Below are 6,588 nucleotides of genomic sequence, written 5' to 3' on the forward strand. Positions count from 1 at the left end.
AAGATTTGGGGTGTACCCTAAAGATTTTTACCAACGATACCATAAAAAGCATTCATATTTATGGCGAACTTCACCGCTATATTCCGGCGCTTGTAACGCTTGAAGGTGCCACAAAAATTACGCAGGTGGATGTGAACCACCGTCCGCGCGAGTTTGGAAGTTCAAAATACAACCTCAGTCGTACAACCCGCGTAATGAGCGATCTTGTACTGATGGTTTTCTTTAAGAAATACCTGCAACGCCCAATGCACTTTTTCGGCAACATCGGTATTTTTACGCTTGCAATTGGGGTGCTGATTAACATTTATCTGCTCATACTCAAAGTTTTGGGCAATGATATTTGGGGAAAACCATTATTATTACTTGGTATTTTGTTGGTATTGGGTGGTATTCAGTTCATTACAACAGGCATTATTGCCGAGTTACAGATGCGAACTTATTTCGAATCGCAACAGAAAAAGCCCTACCGGGTGAAACGTGTAGCACCTGCTAACGAAAATATATAATGTAATTTCGGGCATCTTGGCTTTTTGTTAAATTATTATAACTTTAGCAAACAATAAAACAAAAAAGCCAATACAATGAAAACCCGAATTTCTCTCGTATTTCTCGCACTATTCTGTGTAGTTACAGTTAACAGCTTTGCTCAGGAACGTTTTATACAAGGAATCGTTACCACTTTCGACAGTATTACTATTGTAGGTGCCGAGGTGATGGTGAAAAGCTCCAAGGAAATTGTGAAAACTGATTCACTGGGGCAATTCAAAGTTAAAGTTGACGGAAGTGATAAATTAAAGGTATCGGCAAAGGGATTTATTAACCAGAATGTTAAACTGGACGAAAAGATAAAGCTGGTTGCCGTTAATTTAAAACTTAAGGCCGGTGAAAAAGCCAGGGAATATGCCATAGGATATGGTTATGTAAAAGATGGCGAAAAATTAAATGCGCTGGCCCAAATGACAAGCGATGACGTCGATTTTTCGCAGTATACCAATATGTATGATCTGATGCGTGGACGTTTTGCCGGTGTGCAGGTTCAGAGTAACGGAGATATAATTATTCGAGGGGTTAATTCGATAAACCTGAGCAGTGCGGCACTAATTGTTGTGGATGGCGTTCAGGTAGATGGCAGCGTTATGAGCACACTGGTTCCTTCGCAGGTAAGAAGTATCAATATAATTAAAGATGGTAGCGCGGCAATTTATGGCTCACGCGGTGCAAATGGAGTGGTGGTGATTGAAACCAAAAAAGGTTTGGATGATTAATACTCCAGCGGTTTATTGGGATATGAGGCAATGAAAAAGGGAGATGAAATTATTGTTGAACAGCTACTTGATATCCAAATTGCAAACGTTTGGACAGCGATAACCAACTTGCCCCAAATGAAACAATGGTATTTCGATAATATCAATCATTTTCAACCGGAAACGGGCTCTGCTTCTCAATTCGTTGTTCGGTCAGGTCAAAGAACATTTACACATCTATGGAAGGTGACTGAGGTTAACGTGCCAACAGAAATTTGCTACTCGTGGAAATATCTCGAATATCCGGGAGACTCTCTTGTTCGTTTTAATTTGACGGACGATAATGGGCAAACTAAATTGACGTTAACACAAACAGTTCTGGAAGATTTTCAGGATGATATACAAGAGTTTAAGAACGAAAGCCGGCGGGCTGGCTGGAATTATTTTCTGGGAGACCGATTACCTGCTTTTTTGCAAAAAAATAAAAGTAAAAACAAATGAGTAAAGCCGTAACTGTAGCTACATTCACCAGCAATTTCGACATGAAGTACATGTTGTTTAAAGAAATGCTTGATGAAGCCGGCATCGATTTTATGCTGGTAAACGAAATTACAAGTACTATTGACGGTACTTTTAGCGGAAGTCCTACCAATATAGGTATTGAAATCAGGGTAATGGAAGATAAATTTGAAGAGGCCCTGGAGATTTATAACTCGATAAAATAACAATAACAAAAAAGCGATGTGCTTAACTAGAAGTACATCGCTTTTTTGTTTTTTATTCTACCAACTCATAGCCCATATCCACTCCTTTATTTATTGCCGGAATACCTTCATCCATCCATTTTGGCATTGGCGCACCTTTTAGGTAGTGGTCGAAAAACTGGGCCATCCGAATCTGGAAATCGTGCATATCGCGAAGTTTTGTTGGCCAGTGGTCGGCTTCGTTGTAGTTAAGCATCCAACTTGGTTTTTGCAAACGTCGCAACCCAATAAAGAATTCAATTCCCTGGTACCATGGCACAGCACCGTCATCGTCGTTATGCATGATCAGAATTGGGGTGTTGATCTTGTCGAGAATAAACAACGGTGAGTTCTCCAAATAACGCAACGGAGCTTCCCAAATCGATTTTCCGATCCGGCTTTGTGTGTGTTCGTACTGGAACGACCGGTTTAATCCCGATCCCCAGCGAATACCACCGTAGGCACTAAACATATTTACCACCGGAGCTCCCGACTCTATAGCCGCAAACATATTGGTTCGTGTAGCGAGGTAAGCTACCTGGTAACCGCCCCAGCTGTGCCCCTGCGCGCCAATGTGTTCTTCATCAACAAAACCTTTATCGATTAGCGCTGTAATGCCGGGCATCACACAATTAAATGCCGATTCGCCCGGATAGCCTTCCTGGTAATAAACATCAGGGTTAAAAATAATATAACCGTGACTGGTGTAATAGTGATAATCGATAGTTGAGCGATGGTTTTCCGGCATGCGGTAGCTTAACAGGTTTTGTGAACTTTTTTCGTAGAAATTTACGATCATCGGATATTTTTTGCCCGGATCAAAATCTTCAGGTTTATGTAAGGTGCCTTCCAACACCAATCCATCGAGCGAGCGCCAGGTAACCAGTTCGGCAGTTCCCCACTTAAATTCGTTTTGCTGCGGTGCGGCATCGCTAATTTGCACTTCCTTTTTAAATCGCAGATCGGTTGCAATCAGGTTAGGGTAGGTTTCAAAATCTTCTTTTGTAAAAATGATCAAATCATCTTCCTTTGCTTTTTCAGGTCTACCCAAGCGATAATTCTGATTGAAAAGAGCTTCAGGTGCCTTGTTTTTACTGAGGTCGAAAGCGAAATAAGCATCAGCACGTGAAACTTCATTATGCCCGGTCAGCAGAACGGTTTCTTCCGGATCGATACCGGTGTTTGGTGCAGGATTAAAACGCACCAGGCGATAGTTGATCTTTTCAGACCTGCCATCTTTAGTAAGGTTTACCGGATCGACTGAGTTCGTTGGATCAACTTTCCAAATGTCGTAACGATCGTATATCAAAATCGCTTTATCGTTTAGCAACCAGCCAGCAGCGCGATATGATCCGGGAAGATTAGGTACATCGTTTAATTCGTCTGCCGTTTGAATAGTTACCGGATCAGTAATTTGATATTCGGTGCCACTTGCCACATCGTAGGTATTCCAGGTTGTATCGATGGCATTGTACCAGTAAACAAATTTCCCGTCGGGAGAAACCGATGGAGTGGCCCGGCAATCGGATTTAATCTTTTCGGCCTCCCCTGAATGGATATCAACAAGGTAAAAATCGTTGTGATAGGGGCCGCCTTCCCACATGGTTTGCACCGCGTATGGACGGTTGCTGTAGGCAAGTAATTGATCGGCATCGCCATTTTGAATTTTTCGTATGCCCGAGAAAAGTTCTGTTTCCAACTGAACCGTTTTTTGCGCATCAAGATGAACAACGGCCAAATAGGATTTCTTCAAATCTTTTTCTCTATTGTTGAGTTGAACGGTTTGAAGTTTTTCTTCATTCCATGTCCAGACATCAAGTGCCGGGATTTCTTCTTCCAGTTTTGTAGTGTCTTTTTCGGGAATTTTAGGAGCAGTGCCAAAAAATAAACGCTCGCCATTATCTGAAAACGAAAGATTGCCATGCTCGCTTATTTCCCAATTTTCAGGAATGGCCTTGTTTGAATTTTCGGTAACAATAGCTTCATGCTCACCATTCCAGTAATAAAGCGCAAACGATGGCTTTTCAGCATCGGTTGTATCGGCTAAAAAAGCAAGTTGTTCACCACTGTCGGCAATACAAAGTTGTTTGAATTTTCCTTCTGCTTCTATAATTGCAGAAACTTTGTCGGTCTTTAAATCAACCAGGTAAACTCCTGCTGTAAAGGTGCTGTCGCCTTCCGAAATAAAACTGATAAATGGCTGATCCTTTGCCAATTCGTAACTGCTAACTGCAGGATATGTTTTTATTGATCCGGTGTTGAGATCTTTTATGTAGAGCGGATTGTTTTTATCCTTTTCGTTTTTTGTGGAATCATTCGGATCTTTCGCCTGATAAGCGATCCAACCCGACCATTCTTCGGGAACTTTCACCGATTTCAGGTTTTCAATTTTTTCGGATTTATTTTCTCCGATATTAAAAACAACCAGTTTATTCTGTGGCAGATCTTCCTTTTTTGTCTTCTTTAGTTTAAGGGCACGAATGGTATCTGCTTCAGGAACTTCTGTGAATATTAGGAATTTTGAATCAGCTGTAAACTGTGCTTTATTTCCGCAGTTAAATGATGCAATTTCTTTGGCATCGGGTGTGCTGATTTTCAACGTTGCATCACCTTTCCATGGTTCTTCTTTCCACGCAACGTATTTTCCGTTGTTCGAGAGATGGGTTTCGGTAATTCTGTTCCACTTTAGGATTTCTTCAAAGGTAAGTGGTCGTTTTTCTGTTTGGGCCGATAAACTTGCTGAACTGATTACAAGAACAAATAGAAGAAAAAAGTTTTTCATAGAATTGAAATTGTTGGTTTTACCTAATTGGATGAAAATAATATGTAAAAATCAACGGTTTTTACACAAAGATTTTATGAAGATAGAAATATTTTCTGTTGAATAAGAACGTAATTTTGCAATGCTCTTATCACAACGAAAAAAGTAAGGGGAGGTTCAATGCCGGGGGGATGTTTAAGCTTCGGCCATTAGCATCCGGGCTTCGCTTTTTAAAATGGCCGGAAGTTGAATGTGCCGGCGCTCAATACTGAGCAGCCAGAACTTTATTTCCTCGGTTTTTAAGGTGTACAAAACTTCGCGAAACTGTTCTATTTGGTTGCTTGTGTATGAATTTTCATCGATATTTTTATAGGCATCAAGTTCCTCGTCGTCGTAATATTCAACATGCGATTCGTTCATTTTCATCTGATCGAACTCACAGATCTCATGCGCACCGCAACAGTCGGATGGTGGTGCAACCACTTCTTCTTGTTTGTTCTCTGTCTTCCCGCTTTTTTTATTTGCTTTTACTAAAAGAAAAACACCAATAAAGGTGAGTAGTAAAAAGCCAAATCCAATTATCACTTCCATGGTGCAAAAATAGCAATTTGCTACAAAAGATGATTTGCTTTGGGTTAAGGTTAAAATAATTTTAAGTGAGATACTTGTAACTACTCCGAAAGCTGGTAGATTACGCCACGTTCCTTAAGGTATTGAAAGATGTACCCGAGGTTTCCGGGTTGTGCCCCAACTGCTTCGGGTGCATTAACACCAACCGAATTGAAGGTGCCATCAAGAACGAGATTTGCAACCGAGGTACACGCATAGCCAGTTGTTCGTGCCATTGAAATGGTTTGCGAATCGCGGTCGTATTTGTCGAGCAAATGGTAGGTAAAGGTTTTTTCGGCTCCGTTTTCCACTCCTTTAATAACAATGCGCATTATCGTAAAATCCTCTTCGCCGGGTTTAAGTTGCCACTTAGGGAACAGTAATTTGGCCGTAACATCAATTGGTCGCACTTTAACTCCGTTTACTTCAACCGGATCGTACGAGAAAAATCCCGATTCCCGTAAAACACGAAGGTACTCGATGCATCCCGGGTAACGCAGTGTTTTTTCAATCATATCGGGAACGTTCTTCATGGTTTGCATCAGCGAACGTAAACCATCGGAGTTCCATGATTCAAGCGTGCCAATTCCATCAAAATGGATTAATTCCGGATCAGAGAGGGCTTCTTTTTCTACCAGCTCGTAGTTTTGGATGTAGCGCGCTGGGCGTGTGTATTCTTCAATTACGTCGATGGGCGAGAACACCGCTTTATATTCGTAGGGCCATTCGCGGATGACGGGCAGCCCGCCAACAAGACATTCGTATGATTTTACTGTAATTTGCTGGTTGTGATGCCCTAGAATAATATTTCCCATGCCGGGAGCAACACCACAATCGGCCACAACACAAACCTTATTTTTTTTAGCCAAACCGTTTAACAACAGAAAATCTTCGGGCATAAACGAAATATCAACCATGTTTTTTCCGGCTTCAATTACCGCTTTCATGGCTTGGTAACCCATAAAACCCGGAACTGCTCCAATTACAAGGTCGTAGTCGGAAATCAGTGATTTTATTTTTTCGGGTTGGCTCAGATCTTCCTGAATGCATTTTATTTCGGGGAACGCAGAAAACTTGTCTAGGGCTTTTTTGTCAAAGTCAACACTGGTAACCTGATGGTTCTTCGATAAATCTTTGGCAATTGAACTTCCTACAAGTCCGGCGCCCAAAACAATAACATTCTTCTTCATCCGGTTTAAAATTAGGTTTTGGTTTAATGCGTGAAAATCCC

The 6,588-nt window shown here is 41.3% G+C and carries 6 protein-coding genes and 1 pseudogene; 4 read left to right on the forward strand and 3 right to left on the reverse strand.

From position 1 onward, the window contains the following. The 4 genes and pseudogenes from ABZB17_RS18945 to ABZB17_RS18960 form a co-directional block, all read left to right on the forward strand. Nucleotides 1-506 (forward strand): annotated as a pseudogene (locus ABZB17_RS18945) (glycosyltransferase); the annotation flags it as partial. A gap of 75 nt (nucleotides 507-581) precedes the next feature. Beyond that, nucleotides 582-1,265: a TonB-dependent receptor plug domain-containing protein gene (locus tag ABZB17_RS18950; RefSeq protein WP_372652530.1), complete on the forward strand. Its 684-nt coding sequence runs from the start codon at nucleotides 582-584 to the stop codon at nucleotides 1,263-1,265. A gap of 30 nt (nucleotides 1,266-1,295) precedes the next feature. Further along, a complete protein-coding gene (locus ABZB17_RS18955; protein WP_372652531.1) occupies nucleotides 1,296-1,745 on the forward strand; it encodes an SRPBCC domain-containing protein in 450 nt (149 codons plus the stop codon). After that, nucleotides 1,742-1,969, forward strand: a complete 228-nt coding sequence (locus tag ABZB17_RS18960) for a putative signal transducing protein (protein WP_038559178.1) — start codon at nucleotides 1,742-1,744, stop codon at nucleotides 1,967-1,969. The genes ABZB17_RS18955 and ABZB17_RS18960 overlap by 4 nt, the downstream gene beginning before the upstream one ends. Before the next feature lie 52 nt (nucleotides 1,970-2,021). Here ABZB17_RS18960 and ABZB17_RS18965 read toward each other — a convergent pair whose 3' ends face one another. The 3 genes from ABZB17_RS18965 to ABZB17_RS18975 form a co-directional block, all read right to left on the reverse strand. After that, complete coding sequence (locus tag ABZB17_RS18965; RefSeq protein ID WP_372652533.1) at nucleotides 2,022-4,769, reverse strand: prolyl oligopeptidase family serine peptidase; 2,748 nt, start codon at nucleotides 4,767-4,769, stop codon at nucleotides 2,022-2,024. A gap of 174 nt (nucleotides 4,770-4,943) precedes the next feature. After that, nucleotides 4,944-5,339 (reverse strand): hypothetical protein, encoded by a 396-nt coding sequence (locus ABZB17_RS18970; protein WP_372652535.1) that lies wholly within the window; start codon nucleotides 5,337-5,339, stop codon nucleotides 4,944-4,946. 80 nt (nucleotides 5,340-5,419) lie between these two features. Then, nucleotides 5,420-6,588 (reverse strand): saccharopine dehydrogenase family protein (locus tag ABZB17_RS18975; RefSeq protein WP_372652537.1); only part of this gene is annotated, 1,169 nt, incomplete at its 5' end.

Source organism: Draconibacterium sp. (assembly GCF_041583095.1).
In the GTDB taxonomy this organism is placed as follows: Bacteria; Bacteroidota; Bacteroidia; order Bacteroidales; family Prolixibacteraceae; genus Draconibacterium.